Source organism: Amycolatopsis sp. NPDC004772, assembly GCF_053601215.1.
Genome location: NZ_JBSGBK010000141.1, coordinates 1 through 14176 on the forward strand (window position 1 = coordinate 1; position 14176 = coordinate 14176).

18 protein-coding genes are annotated in these 14176 nt (G+C 72.3%); 13 read left to right on the forward strand and 5 right to left on the reverse strand.

Annotated features, from left to right (window positions below; translation table 11 throughout):
- Positions 1-171: 171 nt before the first annotated feature.
- From ACWEF6_RS41250 to ACWEF6_RS41285, 8 genes are all read left to right on the forward strand, one after another.
- On the forward strand, positions 172-333 hold the full coding sequence (locus ACWEF6_RS41250; protein WP_003068074.1) for a DUF4177 domain-containing protein: 162 nt from the start codon (positions 172-174) through the stop codon (positions 331-333).
- 4 nt (positions 334-337) lie between these two features.
- A complete protein-coding gene (locus tag ACWEF6_RS41255) occupies positions 338-793 on the forward strand; it encodes a RidA family protein (RefSeq protein WP_086840822.1) in 456 nt (151 codons plus the stop codon).
- On the forward strand, positions 793-1419 hold the full coding sequence (locus ACWEF6_RS41260) for a hypothetical protein (protein WP_310969207.1): 627 nt from the start codon (positions 793-795) through the stop codon (positions 1417-1419). The genes ACWEF6_RS41255 and ACWEF6_RS41260 overlap by 1 nt, the downstream gene beginning before the upstream one ends.
- A 36-nt stretch (positions 1420-1455) precedes the next feature.
- Positions 1456-2583, forward strand: a complete 1128-nt coding sequence (locus ACWEF6_RS41265) for a hypothetical protein (RefSeq protein ID WP_310969205.1) — start codon at positions 1456-1458, stop codon at positions 2581-2583.
- Positions 2584-2695: 112 nt separating this feature from the next.
- Positions 2696-3514, forward strand: coding sequence for an NUDIX hydrolase (locus ACWEF6_RS41270; protein ID WP_449687932.1), 819 nt, complete (start codon positions 2696-2698; stop codon positions 3512-3514).
- Entirely contained in the window at positions 3511-4281 is a 771-nt protein-coding gene (locus ACWEF6_RS41275) for an MBL fold metallo-hydrolase (RefSeq protein WP_449687933.1), read from the forward strand. Before ACWEF6_RS41270 ends, ACWEF6_RS41275 begins: the two co-directional genes overlap by 4 nt.
- Positions 4278-4532, forward strand: a complete 255-nt coding sequence (locus ACWEF6_RS41280) for a glutaredoxin family protein (protein ID WP_449687934.1) — start codon at positions 4278-4280, stop codon at positions 4530-4532. Before ACWEF6_RS41275 ends, ACWEF6_RS41280 begins: the two co-directional genes overlap by 4 nt.
- 56 nt (positions 4533-4588) lie before the next feature.
- On the forward strand, positions 4589-5536 hold the full coding sequence (locus ACWEF6_RS41285) for a hypothetical protein (RefSeq protein ID WP_449687935.1): 948 nt from the start codon (positions 4589-4591) through the stop codon (positions 5534-5536).
- Here the strand turns inward: ACWEF6_RS41285 and ACWEF6_RS41290 are convergent.
- The 4 genes from ACWEF6_RS41290 to ACWEF6_RS41305 form a co-directional block, all read right to left on the reverse strand.
- Positions 5526-6587 carry a DNA polymerase III subunit beta gene (locus tag ACWEF6_RS41290; RefSeq protein WP_449687936.1) on the reverse strand — a complete coding sequence of 354 codons (1062 nt, stop codon included), beginning with the start codon at positions 6585-6587 and terminating at the stop codon, positions 5526-5528. The two genes, ACWEF6_RS41285 and ACWEF6_RS41290, sit on opposite strands and share 11 nt — an antisense overlap.
- Before the next feature lie 40 nt (positions 6588-6627).
- Entirely contained in the window at positions 6628-7881 is a 1254-nt protein-coding gene (locus tag ACWEF6_RS41295) for an MFS transporter (protein WP_449687937.1), read from the reverse strand.
- 413 nt (positions 7882-8294) lie between these two features.
- Entirely contained in the window at positions 8295-8969 is a 675-nt protein-coding gene (locus ACWEF6_RS41300) for a Crp/Fnr family transcriptional regulator (RefSeq protein WP_003081747.1), read from the reverse strand.
- Positions 8970-9117: 148 nt separating this feature from the next.
- On the reverse strand, positions 9118-9369 hold the full coding sequence (locus ACWEF6_RS41305; RefSeq protein ID WP_003081722.1) for a hypothetical protein: 252 nt from the start codon (positions 9367-9369) through the stop codon (positions 9118-9120).
- A 226-nt stretch (positions 9370-9595) separates the two neighbouring features.
- On the opposite strand from ACWEF6_RS41305, the gene nth reads away from it, so the two are divergent.
- From nth to ACWEF6_RS41325, 4 genes are read left to right on the forward strand one after another with little or no spacing between them, the layout of a single operon-like run.
- Positions 9596-10279 carry an endonuclease III gene (gene nth, locus ACWEF6_RS41310; protein WP_449687938.1) on the forward strand — a complete coding sequence of 228 codons (684 nt, stop codon included), beginning with the start codon at positions 9596-9598 and terminating at the stop codon, positions 10277-10279.
- Positions 10276-10875, forward strand: a complete 600-nt coding sequence (locus ACWEF6_RS41315; RefSeq protein ID WP_449687939.1) for a TlpA family protein disulfide reductase — start codon at positions 10276-10278, stop codon at positions 10873-10875. Before nth ends, ACWEF6_RS41315 begins: the two co-directional genes overlap by 4 nt.
- The gene (locus ACWEF6_RS41320) at positions 10872-11567 is read left to right on the forward strand and encodes an NUDIX hydrolase (protein ID WP_449687940.1); all 696 of its coding nucleotides are present in this window, start codon (positions 10872-10874) and stop codon (positions 11565-11567) included. Before ACWEF6_RS41315 ends, ACWEF6_RS41320 begins: the two co-directional genes overlap by 4 nt.
- 4 nt (positions 11568-11571) lie before the next feature.
- Positions 11572-12756, forward strand: a complete 1185-nt coding sequence (locus tag ACWEF6_RS41325) for a MarP family serine protease (RefSeq protein ID WP_449687941.1) — start codon at positions 11572-11574, stop codon at positions 12754-12756.
- Here ACWEF6_RS41325 and ACWEF6_RS41330 read toward each other — a convergent pair.
- Positions 12753-13634, reverse strand: a complete 882-nt coding sequence (locus tag ACWEF6_RS41330) for a GntR family transcriptional regulator (protein WP_449687942.1) — start codon at positions 13632-13634, stop codon at positions 12753-12755. The genes ACWEF6_RS41325 and ACWEF6_RS41330 overlap by 4 nt on opposite strands.
- 110 nt (positions 13635-13744) lie before the next feature.
- On the opposite strand from ACWEF6_RS41330, the gene ACWEF6_RS41335 reads away from it, so the two are divergent.
- On the forward strand, positions 13745-14176 hold a 432-nt coding region (locus ACWEF6_RS41335), incomplete at its 3' end, for an FAD-dependent monooxygenase (RefSeq protein WP_449687943.1).

A 14176-nucleotide genomic window follows, 5' to 3' on the forward strand; every position in this document is an offset into this window, starting at 1 on the left:
CGATCTGGTTGCGCTGGACGCACCCAATGTGGCGTTGGGTGCGTCCAGCGCACCGAACGCCACATTGGGGCGCTTGAACGCGGCGTGAGATCGACCACAGTCCGGCGCGTCGCGGGCGTTAATCCGGCGGCGGCCCGCGGTGCGGTTGCCCGCTTGGCTACGCTCCCGGCTATGAGCGCCACCAAGTGGGAGTACGCCACCGTCCCTCTGCTGATCCACGCGACGAAGCAGATCCTCGACCAGTGGGGCGAGGACGGCTGGGAGCTGGTCACCGTGCTGCCGAACCCGAGCGGGGAGCAGCACGTCGCCTACCTGAAGCGTCCGAAGGGCTGACCCGGTGAGCTGGAGCGAACGGCTGAAGGAGCTCGGCATCGAGCTGCCCGGCGTCGCGGCACCGCTGGCCGCGTACGTGCCCGCCGTCCAGAGCGGGAAGCACGTCTACACCTCCGGCCAGCTGCCCTTCGTCGACGGCGTGCTCGCCGCGACCGGCAAGGTCGGCGCGGAGATCAGCCCCGAAGAGGCGAAGGGCCACGCCCGCACCTCGGCGCTCAACGCGCTCGCGGCCGTGCACGCGCTGGTCGGCATTGACAACGTCGCGCGGATCGTCAAGGTTGTCGGCTTCGTGGCTTCCGCGGAGGGCTTCACCGGTCAGCCCGCGGTCGTCAACGGCGCGTCCGAACTGCTCGGCGAGGTCTTCGGCGACGCGGGCATCCACGCCCGCTCGGCCGTCGGCGTCGCGGAGCTGCCCATCGGCTCGCCGGTGGAGGTCGAACTGATCGTGGAGGTGCAGTGATGGATCCGGACATCGAGCAGTCCACCCACGAACTGCTGCTCCGGCTGGCCGGGCGGCTGCCCGACCAGCTGCTGTGGCGGTTCCGCGACTGGCTCGGCGAGGGCGCCATGGGCACCCTCGCCCGGACCCTGCCGAGGTCTTTGCTTAAGCACAGGATCGACCTCGACCAAACGGAGTACCGGCTGCTCGTGGCCGGTCTCATCCCGCACGGCGCCGACTGGCACCAGGTCAGTTCGACGCTGGGGGTAGACGACGTCACCGAGAACCGGTACACATTCACGTCGAGTGCGCCCGAATGGGTTAACTCGGTCGACTCCGTGTCCGTGTTGATCCACGCAACGTTGCGCGGTCGCCCGGACGTGGGGGAAGTGCGGCAGAGCTGGCGGCACGTCGGTGTGGTCGGACAGGGCACCGCCAAGCGCGTCCTGCTGATCAACGCGCTGTCGGGGTTGCCGAGGTTGACCGGCGAACTGCAGCGCGTGCTGCGGGTCCTGGGCGACGAAGAGCCCAGCGTCGAAGTCATCCCGCCGCGCTTCGACCTGCCGGGGTACCACCGGGCCGCGCTGGCCGACTCAGAGCTGGTCTGCGTGGGCGCCGTGGCGGGGACCCGGCTAGTAGCCGCATAACGCTCGCCCGCCAGCGAGCTGGGAGGGAGCAAGGCAATGGTGGAGGTCCACGACGGCCCGCCCATGGACGGGTTCTCGGTGCCCCTGCGCCTGCACAACCTGTTGCTGGCCCTGGCGGGCCGGATCGACGACAGCGCGCTCACCGAAGCGCGTGAGCTGATCGCCCGGGCCCACATCGACGAGGCGGTCGAGCTGACCACCGGCACGCTCATCGCGGGCCGGATCCCGGTCAGCTCCGCCGAGCAGCGCGAACTGGCGCTGGTCCTCGAGATGAGCCGGTCGGACGCGACGCTGGCGAACGACCTGCTGGTCGACGAGGCCGAGCCGGTCAACACGCACCGGTTCACCGGCGAGAATGCGCCGGAGTTCGGCATCGCCGAGGCGCTCGACCGCACGCTGCAGGTGCTGCCGGACGTCCGTTCGGTGCACGCGGTGTGGCGCAACACCCCGGCCGGCAGCGTGCCGGGCGCGTTGCCGCAGCGCGTGGTGCTCGTGGAGCTGGGGCCGGAGGGCAACCCGCCGGCCGTCGCGTTCCGCGTCGACACGGCGCTGCGCCGGGCCGGGATCCACTCCGTCGTCGAGGTCAGCGGTCCCGGCGTCGCGCACTCCGAGTACCACCAGGCCGCTTCGGCGGCCGCGTCGCCCGCGTGGGTGACGGGGAGCACGACGTCGAGTTCGTCGTCGTACCGCTCGGAGCCCGCGAAGCCGCCGGCCCCGGTGACGTCGGAGCCGGTCGCGGAGTCGGGCAGCCGGCACAGCATGCGGTCGAGCAGCACCACCACGACGGCACCGGCCGAGCCGGTCGCCCCGGTGGTGCCGATCGTGTCGCCGCCCGCCCCCGAGCCGCCCCGCAAGGCGCGGTCGGAGACGCGGGCGGAACGCACCGCCGACCTGACCCCGGCCGAGGTGGCGCAGCTGCGGCAAGCGCTGGCCGAGGACCCGGAGAAGGGCCGCGAGATCGCCGCGGGCAAGCCGTCGATGCACGAGGTCGTCGAGCTGCCGGCGCTGGATCTGGACGACCCGAGCCTGAGCGAGCGCGACCGGGCGCTGCTGCGCGAGCTGCACGCCGAGCTGGCCGAGCGCGAGCGGGCCGAGGCGGCGAAGATGCGGCTCAACGGCGCGTCCCGCTCCGGTGGCGACCAGCGCGGCTGGACCGCCCCGTAGGACTCTGTTCGCGAGAAGGCGGCACTTCCCGTTCGGGAGGTGCCGCCTTTTCCGTGTCCGGCGTGCCACAACTGCGCGACGGGACGTCGGGGGGCGGAGGTATGTTGCCGAGGTGGAGCAGCCAACGGAGTTTGTCTTCGACATCCCGGTCGGCGCGGGGGTCGCCACCCGCGCCAACGCCGACGGCCCGCCGGCGACGCCGAAGGACGCGGCCACGGTGATCCTGGTCCGGGACGGCGCCGACGGCGTCGAGGTCTTCCTCCAGCACCGGGTCAAGGGCATGCCGTTCGCGGGCGGGATGACCGTGTTCCCCGGCGGCGGGGTCGACCGGCGCGACGCCGACACGTCGGTGGCGTGGGCCGGGCCCGAGCCGTCGTGGTGGGCCTCGCGGTTCGGCTGCGACGAGGCCCTCGCGCGGGCGCTGACCTGCGCGGCGGTGCGCGAGACGTTCGAGGAGTCCGGCGTGCTCCTGGCGGGCGGCGCGGAGGAGGCGCTCACCGACGTCACGCCGTACGCGGCGGCCCGCCAGGCCCTGGAGACGCGGGAGGTGTCGCTGGCCGGGTTCCTCGCCGACGCGGGCCTGACCCTGCGAGCCGACCTGCTGCGCCCGTGGGCGCACTGGATCACGCCGGAGCAGGAGCCGCGCCGCTACGACACCCGGTTCTACGTCGCGAAGCTGCCGGAGGGCCAGGAGGCCGACGGGGCGACGTCGGAGGCGTCGAGCTCCGGCTGGCAGCGTCCCGAAGAGGCCATCGCCGACGCGCGCGAAGGCCGCCGGATGCTGATGCCTCCGACGTGGTTGACGCTGAGCGAGCTGGCGGAGTTCGCCACGGCCGACGACGTGCTGAACGCGCCGCGCAAGATCGTCCGGATCGCGCCGACGCTGGTCCGCGAGAACGACCACGTCCGAGTCGTCCTGGAGCCGCGATGAGCGCCCCGGCCTACGGCGTGCTGCGCCAGGTCTCCGAGACGGCTTCGGTGCTGCTGGAGAACAACCCGTCGTCGATGACGCTCGAAGGCACCAACAGCTGGGTGCTGCGGGCGACGCCGTCGAGCCCGGCCGTGGTCGTCGACCCGGGCTACCGCGACCTCGAGCACCTCGAGCTGCTGGCCGCGGTCGGTCCGGTGGAGCTGATCGTGCTCACCCACCACCACCCGGACCACGCCGAGGGCGCGCCGTGGTTCGCCGAGCGCGTCGGCGCCCCGGTGCGGGCGTTCGACCCCGCGCTGTGCGTCGGCGCTTCGTCCTTTGTGGACGGATCGGTGCTCGAGGCGGGCGGGCTCTCCCTCCAGGTCCTGCACACGCCCGGGCACACCGACGACTCGGTGTCCCTGGTCCTCGACGGCCAGGTCCTGACCGGCGACACGATCCTCGGCCGCGGCACGACGGTGCTGCACGACCTCGGCGACTACCTCCGTTCGCTCCGCAAGCTGATCGAGCTGCCGCCCGGGACGGCCGGCCTGCCCGGCCACGGTCCAGAGCTCCCCGATCTGCCCGCGACCGCGCGCGAGTACCTTGCCCACCGGGAACAGCGGCTCGACCAAGTGCGTTCGGCTCTGAAGACGCTCGGGCCGGACGCCACGCCGCGCCAGGTCGTCGAGGTCGTGTACGCGGATGTCGACAAAGCGCTGTGGGCGCCTGCCGAGTGGAGCGTGCAGGCGCAGCTGGACTACTTGCGTTCGGAGGAGAACGGATGAGCAACGTCGAGGTCGAGTTCTACTGGCGCCCGGGCTGCGGCTTCTGCGCGGCTCTGGAGCGGCCGTTGTCGAAGAGCGGCTTCAACGTCCGCGCGATCAACATCTGGGAGGACCCGTCGGCGGCCGCCCGGGTCCGCGAGGTGGCGAACGGCAACGAGACGGTCCCGACGGTGATCGTCGGCTCGAAGGCGATGGTGAACCCGTCGTTCGCCGAGGTGGAGGCGGCGGTCAAGGCCGCCTCGGCGGGCTGAGCGCGGCGGGCCGCCCCGGTTGTAGCGGGAGCGGCCACCCGGGCGACTCACTGCCTGTGGACGACGACCGCGCGATCGACTTCGTGCTCAACGGCGAGCAGTACCGCTTGAGCCGCGCCCAGGTGCTGAGCGCGGCGGCCCGCGGCGGGCCGGAGCCGATCCGGACGCACTGGGTCGACGTCGGCGAGGAGCGGTGGCCGCCGCGGCAGATCTTCGAGCGCGCGCTCGGGGTCCCGCGGACGGACTTCATCTCGCACTACGCGATCCGCCAGCTCCGCCGGCTGGGCTTCCCGACGAGCCCGCTGCCGCACGAGCCGGGGATCCCCGAACGCGAACGGCCCGCGCCCGAAAGCGACCTCGGGCCGGCGATCAAGTCCTTCATCGACCTGCACGAGTTCTTCGGGCAGGAGGATCTTTCCCGCCGGGTGAGCCGGCTCGAAGACCGCCTGGAGGGCGCCGACCGCGACACCGTCGAGGAGCGGCTGGCTCCCGAGGGCTTCACCGCCGACCTGCTCGAGGGCGCGCTGCTGGTGCGGCGGCACGCCGGCCGCGTCAACGACCTCATCCACGCGGCGATGATCGTCCGAGCGCTGCCGAAGATCCTCGAACCGGGCGAACGCATCGTCCGGCGCCCGTCGCTGGCCTCGGGCAACGACGGCGGCCGCAAGTTCGACCTCGAGACGGACCGGCGCGTGGCCGAGTTCAAGGCCGCCCAGTGGAAGGGCCGCGACACGATGCGCAAGCGCATGCTCGTCGCCGACCTGGTCGGTCTCGTCCTCGAACGCGGTGATCGCCGCGCCGAACTCTACGTGCTCGGCTCTTCGCCGCTCGACTTCCTGCGCACCAGCACCTCGACGGTCGAGTGGGCACTCGGCCGTTCGTCACCGCACCTGCGGCAGGCCTACGAACAGCGCTTCGGCAGCGCCGTGCTGACGGTCGGCCAGTTCACCGCCGGGCCGGCGGCGGACGTCGTCCTCCGCGACCTGACCGGACTTATCGGCTGAGCATCGGCATCAGGTAGTACGTCAGTTCCACCTCCCCCGGCTCCGCGGCCCGCAGGATGCACGCCCGCATCCCCGGCTGGATCGACAGCACCACCCGCTCGCTGCCGAACGCCGCCAGCGCGTCGAGCAGGTAGCGGGCCTGGAACGAGGGTGCCGTCCGGCCGCCGCTGACCTCCGCCTTCAGGACCTCCTCCGCCTCGCCCGTGTCCTGCCGTGCGCTCGCCAGCCGGACCTGGGCGTCGCCCACCTCCAGCGTCAGCACCCGCCTGTCCTCCGCGTACACCCCCACCCGGCGGACCGCCGCCGCCAGGGCGTCCGCCGCCACCGTCACCGTGGTGTCCACCGCGCCCGACGGGATGGAGTCCTCCGACAGGAAGCCCGCGTCCAGGACCGCCGTCGCGACCAGGCCGCCCGGCCAGCTCACCCCGAACCGGCCCGGGCTCACGTGCAGGCCCACCCTGCCGCGGGCCTGCCGGGCCGCCTCCGCCAGCAGAGCCGCCGGGACCAGGACGTCCAACGTGCCCGGCGACCGCAGTGGCAGCCGGGCCACCGCCATCCGGTAGCGGTCCGACGCCGTCAACGTCAGGCCGGACCCGGCCGCCTGCACGCGGACGCCGGTGAACAGCGGGAGCGGGTCGTCCTTCGCCGCCGTGCCCGCGACGATCCGCAACGCCGAGGCGAACGCCGCTCCGTCCACTTCGGACACCTGGGCGGGTGGGGCCGGAGCAGGACCGGACGACGGCAGCAGGGGCAGCGCGAACCGGGCGTTGTCCAGCCGCAACGCCAGGCGCGTGCCCTCGACGACCAAGCGGACCAGCTCCGCGTCGAGCACCTTCAGCGTCTCCACCAGCGGGGCGGCCGGGACCACGACCGCGCCGCCGGTGTGCGTGGTCGCCGGGCAGCCGAACCGCACGGCGAGGTCCGCTGCCGCGCCGGCGACCGTCAGGCCGGCCGCGTCCGCCTCCAGCCGCAGCCCGGTGCGGGACGGCAGGAGGCGTGACGCGGCCGAGACGGCCGCCGAGAGGCGGTGGGCAGGTGCGGTGACGTCCATGCCCACAAGCTAGCGGCGGGCACCGACAAAAACCGCGGAACTACGCGTTGACCAGCGCCGGAACCGGCGCGGGCCGGGCCGGCCGGACCGTGCCGCGCAGCAGCCACACGACCAGTGCCAGCGCCAGCCCCGCCACGCTCGCCGCCAGGAAGGCCGCGCCCGGGCCGGCGTGCTCGACGACGTACCCGCTGATCGACTGGCCGGCCGCCAGCCCCAGCGTCACCGCCGTAAGCACCCAGCCGAAGGCCTCCGCGGCCGTGCCGGACGGCGCCACCACCTCGATCGTCGTCGAGTGGGCCGTCGACTGCGGGGTGATCAGCGCCCCCGCCAGCAGCATCATCAGCGCCAGGCCCCACAGCGAGGACGGCCACGCAAGCAGAGCGACCAGCGCCCCGAATCCGCCGAGCAGCGCCGGCAGCCGCAGACCGAGCTGCCGCGGCCACGGCCGCAGGCTGTAGGCGACGCCGAACGCGACCGAGCTCAGCGACCACGCCGACAGCAGCAGGCCGCCCACGGACGCCTGGCCCGCTTCGGTGGCTGCCGCCGGCACGGCGACCTCGACGAACCCGATCACCACGCCGAAGCCGAGCGCGGCGATGGCCAGCGTCCGCATGCCCGGGCTGGCCAGCGCGCCCAGCAGCGACCCCGACGAACCCGACGAGGGCCCCCACTCGCGCACGGCCGGGCTCAGGGCGAACAGCACCGCGCCGGTGAACTGCAGCGCGACGCCCAGCACCAGCCCGGTGCCCGCCCACGGGGCCATCACCAGCAGCCCGGCCACGCCGGGGCCGAGGATGAAGAAGACCTCCATGCTGATCGCCTCGTACGAGAAGGCCGCGTTGCGAGGGCCGCCCGGCGGGAGCAAGCGGCCCCATAGGGCGCGTGACGCCGACCCGACCATCGGCTCGGTCAATCCGGTGAGGGCGCCCAGCGCGACCAGCACGGCCGTCGCGGCGTGCGATTCGATCGCCGTGACCAGCCCGCTCATCGACAGCGCCAGCAGGACCGAGACGGTCAGCAGCGGCCGCGTCGGCCCGAACCGGTCGATCAGCCTGCCCTGCACCACCGCACCGACCGAAACCCCGACGAGTGAACCGGCCGAGACGAGCCCGGCGACGGCGAAGGAACCGGTCTCGCGCTGGACGTAGAGCAGCGCCGAGATGCCGATCATCGCGATCGGCAGGCGGGCGAGCACGGACGCGACGGCGGGCCACCGGACCGCCCGGGTCGTCAGCGCGGTGCGGTAGTCGGCGAGGGACGTGCGGCTTTCGTGGTTCGAGACAGACTGGGACACGCGTGCAAGTATGCCGCAGAGTGGTACGTCGGTACCAGTTATTTGACGGTCAGGTTCGTCACCGACAGACTGGCGGTGGATCTTGGGACTGGTGCGAGAGGTCTCGATCAGGTAACACTCACGATATTCTCCGTGGACTCCTGCAACGAAACGGCCCGGACGGCGTCCTTGAGAGTGAATGGCCTTGAATTCGTGGGTATGGGCCGTGATGGTTGAACAACAGCACAGAAAACCCAGCTCCCTCCGGCACTCGGGTCGGGGCCTGGCCCGGAGGGCGGGGAGCGCGGATCGTCGGGGGATGGTCCGCGCAAACAACGAAGAGCCGGTGCGCCACGTCGGGGGTGGCGCCCGGCTCTTCGTTGTGCACGCAGAAGGCCCCTCGGCGCACCGAGGGGCCTTCGACGTGAGTGGGCTCAGCGGGCCCGGCGGGCCAGCCGCTCCGGGTCCAGGATCAGCACGCTCTTGCCCTCGAGCCGCAGCCAGCCGCGGTGGGCGAAGTCGGCGAGCGCCTTGTTGACGGTCTCGCGCGAGGCGCCGACGTACTGGGCGATCTCTTCCTGCGTCAGGTCGTGCGTGACCCGCAGCAGGCCCGCCTCCTGGCTGCCGAAGCGCTGCGCGAGCTGCAGCAGCGCCCGCGCCACGCGGCCGGGGACGTCGGTGAAGATCAGTTCCGCGACCATGTTGTTCGTCCGGCGCAGGCGGCGCGCGACCACGCGCAGCAGCTGCTCGGCGATCTCCGGGCGGGTCGAGATCCACTGGCGCAGGGCCGGGCGGTCCATGGTGACCGCGCGGACCTCGGTGACCGTGGTCGCGCTCGACGTCCGGGGGCCGGGGTCGAAGATGGACAGCTCGCCGAACATGTCCGACGGGCCGAAGATGCCCAGCAGGTTCTCGCGGCCGTCCGGGGACTTGCGGCCGATCTTCACCTTGCCGGACTGGATGATGTACAGCTTGTCGCCGGGTTCACCCTCGTTGAAGATGACATGGCCGCGGGGGAACTCCACGGATTCCAAGGTCTGGGCCAGCGCCTCCGCCGCTGCCGGCTCAACACCCTGGAATATGCCCGCACGGGCCAGGGTTTCGTCCACCTCGGGTGCCTCCTCGTCGAGAAACGATCACGCTCCCCGATGCTCGAGGAGCGTGACGCCGATCACTTGCGCGTCAGTCTAGGGCGTACTCCCGAGATCGCCCGCCGGACTCGCGAGCGGCGGAAACGATCTCGTTCGAACGTGGAGCCTAACTCCGCACGCGACGCGCGCGTAGCCTGGCTGCCCGTCCGCCCAGCCTACGCAGCCGGAACAGCTCCAGCGCACGGCCGATGCCGTGCCCGTAGAGCGCCCTGACCTCGTTGGGCTGCGCCTGCTCGAGGAACTCTTCGACCTCGTTCTCCTGCACCGCGACGTGCTTCAGCCTGCTCTCGACGCGCTCCATGCCCAGCGCGAAGAACATGATCACCAGGGGGACCAGGATGACGAACCAGACAGTCATGACCGGACCCCGAAACACTCGATGGAAAGCATCTACTCCAGATCCTCGCTCATGGCGGCCGGAAAACGCGCCGAGGTGGTGCTCTGGCGTGTCGGTCGTCCACCGGTGCAGTCACCGGCTCGTCCGACGGCGCCCGTAGGCTATCGGGGTGCCACCTGCCACCACGAACGCCCCCCGTGAGGGCGCTGGTGAAAGCCGATTGGCTCTGGTGAGACGCGCCAGGCGGATGAAGCGTTGCCTCGACGACGTGTATCCGGGCGCCCACTGCGAGCTCGACTTCACCACGCCACTGGAACTGCTGGTCGCGGTCGTGTTGTCCGCGCAGACCACCGACGTCCGGGTGAACCTCGTCACGCCCGCGCTGTTCAAGCGCTACCGGACCGCCGCCGACTACGCGGGTGCCGACCGCACCGAGCTCGAGGAGTACCTCCGGAGCACCGGCTTCTACCGGGCGAAGGCGAACTCCGTGATGGGCCTCGGTGCGGCGCTGGTCGAGCGCTTCGGCGGCGAGGTCCCGGCCAAGCTGGACGACCTGGTCACCCTGCCCGGCGTCGGCCGCAAGACCGCCAACGTCGTCCTCGGCAACGCCTTCGACGTGCCGGGGATCACCGTCGACACCCACTTCGGCCGGCTGGTCCGGCGCTGGGGCTGGACGGCGGAGGAGGACCCGGTCAAGGTCGAGCACGCGGTCGGCGAGCTGATCCCCCGCAAGGAGTGGACGATGCTCTCGCACCGGGTGATCTTCCACGGCCGGCGCGTCTGCCACGCCAAGAAGCCGGCCTGCGGCGCGTGCCCGCTGGCCAAGGACTGCCCGTCCTACGGCACCGGGCCGACCGGGTTCGACGAAGCCGCGAAGCTGGTCAAAGGCGAAGAAAAGGACCACATCCTGGCCATGGCGGCGCCCCGGTGACGAGCGTCACCAAGTGGGCACTGGCCGCCGCCGTCCTGGCGGTGGCCTTGCTCGTCGCGCTGCTGCCGCGCGGGGGTGCCGACACGGCCGCGAAGCCGGCCGGGGACCTCGGGCCCGCCCGGTCCGCGGCGGCGCTCCAGCCGTGTCCGGCGCCCGGGCCGGCGCAGCCGGTGGAGCAACTCGACGGCGTCACGGCGGACTGCCTCGGCGACGGCGCGCGCGTCGACGTCGGGAAGGCCCTCGCCGGGGCTCCGGTGCTGGTCAACGTGTGGGCGTCGTGGTGCGAGCCGTGCCGGACCGAGCTGCCCGTGCTCCAGGAGTACGCGAAGCGGCCGGGTGCCGTGCGCGTCCTCGGCGTCCAGGTGCAGAGCCCGGCGAAGGACGGCCTGGAGCTGCTGGCGAAGCTCGGCGTGCACCTGCCGTCGGTGTACGACGGCAACGGGCAGACCGGCCCGGTCCGGACCGCCCTGAAGGTGCCGCCGCGGCTTCCGGCGTCCTACTTGGTCACCGCGACCGGCGAGGTCCGGTTCATCGCGAACCCACCGACCTTCGGGAACACTGACCAGGTGCGCGCGGCAGTCGAGGGGGCATCGTGATCGGACCACTGGTCGAACCCGAGTCGGTTCCCGAGTGGCTCCGGCCGCTGGTCAAGGTGAGCGGCGAGGTCGATGCGAAGACGTTCACCAAGTTCAGCCCGCCCGAAGACGCCTACACCCGCCCGGCCGCCGTGCTGATCCTCTTCGGCGAGCGCGAAGCCGACGGCGAGCCGGACGTTCTGCTGCAGCGCCGCGCCGACACGCTGGGCTCGCACGCCGGCCAGGTCGCCTTCCCCGGCGGCGGCGCTGAGGAAGGCGACGGCGGCCCGATCGGCACCGCCCTGCGCGAGGCCGAAGAAGAGACCGGCGTGGTCCCCTCCGGTGTCCGGCCGGTCGCGGTGCTGCCGGAACTGTTCGTCCCGGTGTCCGGGTTCGCCGTGACGCCGGTGCTGGCCCACTGGGCCGAGCCGTCGCCGGTGCACGCGGTCGACCCGGCCGAGACGGCGTCCGTCGCGCGGGTGGCCATCGCCGACCTGGTCGACCCGGCCCACCGGTTCACCGTGAAGAAGAAGGGCATGCCCTGGAAGGGGCCGGCCTTCGAGGTCAATGGCCTGTTCGTGTGGGGGTTCACCGCCGGGCTCCTGTCGGTCCTGCTGAGCCTGGGGGGCTGGGAGCGCGAATGGGACGCGGGCGACGTCCGGGACCTCGACGAGGCGCTGGCCGCCTACCACGCGCAGGTAGCAGGGGAGTGACGCGGTGAACTGGGTCGATGTGCTGGTGCTGCTGCTGGCCCTGTTGGCCGCCGTCTCCGGTGCGTTCCAGGGCGTGATCATCGCGCTGCCGTCGCTCGTCGGCGTCGTGCTCGGGGCGGTCGCCGGGATCAAGCTCGCGCCGGTCGTGGTCTCGTTCTTCGACGACCCGGTCTGGAAGGTCGCCTTCGCCGTCGCGACGGTCGTGTTCCTGGTCGCCTTCGGCGAGGCGATCGGCGTCTACGTGGGCCGGCGGCTGCGGCAGAAGATCAACCCGGACAAGCTCTCCGGTATCGACAAGACGCTCGGCGCGGTCGTGCAGGCCCTCGTCGTCTTCGTGGTGGCGTGGCTGATCGCGACCCCGCTGACGACCGTGTCCGGCCTGCCCGGGCTGGCCAAGGCGATCAACAACTCGGTGGTGCTCGGCAAGGTCAACGAGGCCATGCCGGAAGCCGCCCAGGGCTTCCCGAGCCAGCTGCGCAAGCTGCTCGACGCGTCCGGCTTCCCGTCCATCGTGGACCCGTTCCAGAAGGCCCCGACGGCGGACACCTCGCCGCCGGACCCCGCGCTGCAGCGCAGCGGGATCGTCCAGGACCTGCACGGCAGCGTGGTCAAGATCCGCGGCACCGCCAGCTCGTGCTCGCGGTCGCTGGAAGGCAGCGGGTTCGTGATCGCGCCGCAGCGGGTGATGACGAACGCGCACGTCGTGGCCGGCACCGACACCGTCGGCATCGAGACCACCCAGGGCGACTACCCGGCCCGGGTCGTCTACTTCGACCCGGAGGTCGACATCGCGGTGCTCGCGGTGCCGCGGCTGAAGGCCGAGCCGCTGCAGTTCGCGCCGGAGACGGCGCGGGCGGGCGACAGCGCGATCGTGCTCGGCTACCCGCTCGACGGCCCGTACCGGGCGACGCCGGCCCGCGTGCGCGGCCGGATCAACCTGCGCGGCCCGGACATCTACGAGGCCAACACCGTCCAGCGGGACGTCTTCACGGTCCGCGCCGAGATCCGCAGCGGCAACTCCGGTGGCCCGATGGTGACCCCGGACGGCAAGGTCATCGGCGTCGTCTTCGGCGCGGCGGTGGAGGACCCGGAGACCGGCTTCACGCTGACGGCCGAGCAGGTCCGCGCCGAGGTCGACGCGGCTTCGTCGCAGTCGGCGAACGTGTCCACCGGCTCCTGCGCCGCCTAACGCCCGAAGCGCAGCGCCAAGCCGTCGAGCAGGGCCCGCATGCTCAGCTCGAAGATGTCGTCCAAGACGAGGTCGTAGCCGGTCTCGGTGAGGTCGGCGAGCATCCTGGCGAACGTCGGGTGCCCGGCCGTCATCGCCGCCACGGCCGGGCCCTGGTGGTCCATCCAGTCGTCCTCGGTCAGGCCGGACGACGCCAGCGCGCTCTGCTCGCGCTCGAGGTGCACCGCCATGCCCTGGACGTGGCCGAAGACCAGGACGTGCAGGTCGCACAGCGTCGCGGCGTCGACGCCCAGTTCGGACAGCGCCGAGAGGGCCCATTCGCCGTGCACGGCGAGGTTGCGCAGGGGCAGCGGCCGGGTGATCGGCCCGAGCTGCGCCAGCCACGGGTGCCGCTTGAACAGCGACCAGAGGGTGCGGCCGCCGAGCAGCAGCCGCTCGCGCCAGTCGCCGGACGGCTCGGCCGGGTAGCCGCGCTCGCCGAACGCCGCGTCGGCCATCAGCAGCACCAGCTCGTCCTTGCCCCGCACGTACCGGTACGGCGCCATCGCCGCGACCCCGAGGCGGGCCGCGACACCGCGCATGGACAGCGCGCCGAGGCCTTCGGTGTCGGCGATGGTGATCGCGGTCCGCACGAGCTGCTCGCGCGTCAGCCCGCGCTGACCGCCGCGGCGGTCGCGGTCGGCGACGACCGTGCCGGACCGCGGCTCGGCGCGGACCATGCCCTCCTGGCTCAGCAGGTCCAGGGCCTTCGCGGCGGTCGCGAGCGCGACGCCGTGGTCGGCCGCGAGCCGCCGGGTCGAGGGCACCCGCGCGCCCGGCGGCAGCTCGCCGCGCGCGATCCGCTCCCGCAGTTCGTCGGCGATGGCCACGTACTTCACGGCTGACCCCTGACCTAGTACAGAAGGCCATCTGTACTAGTACAGAAATAGCCCTTGAACTGGCTGTTCTCCACAGTGGAGCGTACAAGCGTACGACTCTGGAGGAAACCATGCGGAACATCCTGATCTCGGGTGCCGGTATCGCCGGCGGCACCCTGGCCCGGTTCCTGGCGCGCGCGGGCTGGGCGGTGACCGTGGTGGAGCGCGCGCCCGGCCCGCGCACCGGCGGCCAGGCGATCGACGTGCGCGGGGTCGCCCTCGACGTCGTCGACGAGCTGGGTCTCGGCGATCGGATGCGCGCGCTGCGGACGCGAATGCGGGGGATGTCCGTGGTGGACGGCGACGGCCACGAGCTGTTCCGCTCGGAAGAGCACACCTTCAGCAGCGGACGGCTCGACAGCGCCGACTTCGAGATCCTGCGCGACGACGTCGTCGCGCTGCTGCTGGACGCACCCAATGTGGCGGGGGGGGGGGGGGGGGGGCCCCCCCCCCCCCCCCCCGGGGGGCGGGTGGCGGGGCGGAAACCAAGAAACAAAAAAAAA

Bases quoted from the DNA above. Each gene is read 5' to 3' on its own strand.
- ACWEF6_RS41250 (WP_003068074.1), top strand. From the start codon at position 172: ATGAGCGCCACCAAGTGGGAGTACGCCACCGTCCCTCTGCTGATCCAC.
- ACWEF6_RS41260 (WP_310969207.1), top strand. From the start codon at position 793: ATGGATCCGGACATCGAGCAGTCCACCCACGAACTGCTGCTCCGGCTG.
- ACWEF6_RS41265 (WP_310969205.1), top strand. From the start codon at position 1,456: ATGGTGGAGGTCCACGACGGCCCGCCCATGGACGGGTTCTCGGTGCCC.
- ACWEF6_RS41275 (WP_449687933.1), top strand. From the start codon at position 3,511: ATGAGCGCCCCGGCCTACGGCGTGCTGCGCCAGGTCTCCGAGACGGCT.
- ACWEF6_RS41280 (WP_449687934.1), top strand. From the start codon at position 4,278: ATGAGCAACGTCGAGGTCGAGTTCTACTGGCGCCCGGGCTGCGGCTTC.
- ACWEF6_RS41290 (WP_449687936.1), bottom strand. From the start codon at position 6,587: ATGGACGTCACCGCACCTGCCCACCGCCTCTCGGCGGCCGTCTCGGCC.
- ACWEF6_RS41305 (WP_003081722.1), bottom strand. From the start codon at position 9,369: ATGACTGTCTGGTTCGTCATCCTGGTCCCCCTGGTGATCATGTTCTTC.
- nth (WP_449687938.1), top strand. From the start codon at position 9,596: ATGAAGCGTTGCCTCGACGACGTGTATCCGGGCGCCCACTGCGAGCTC.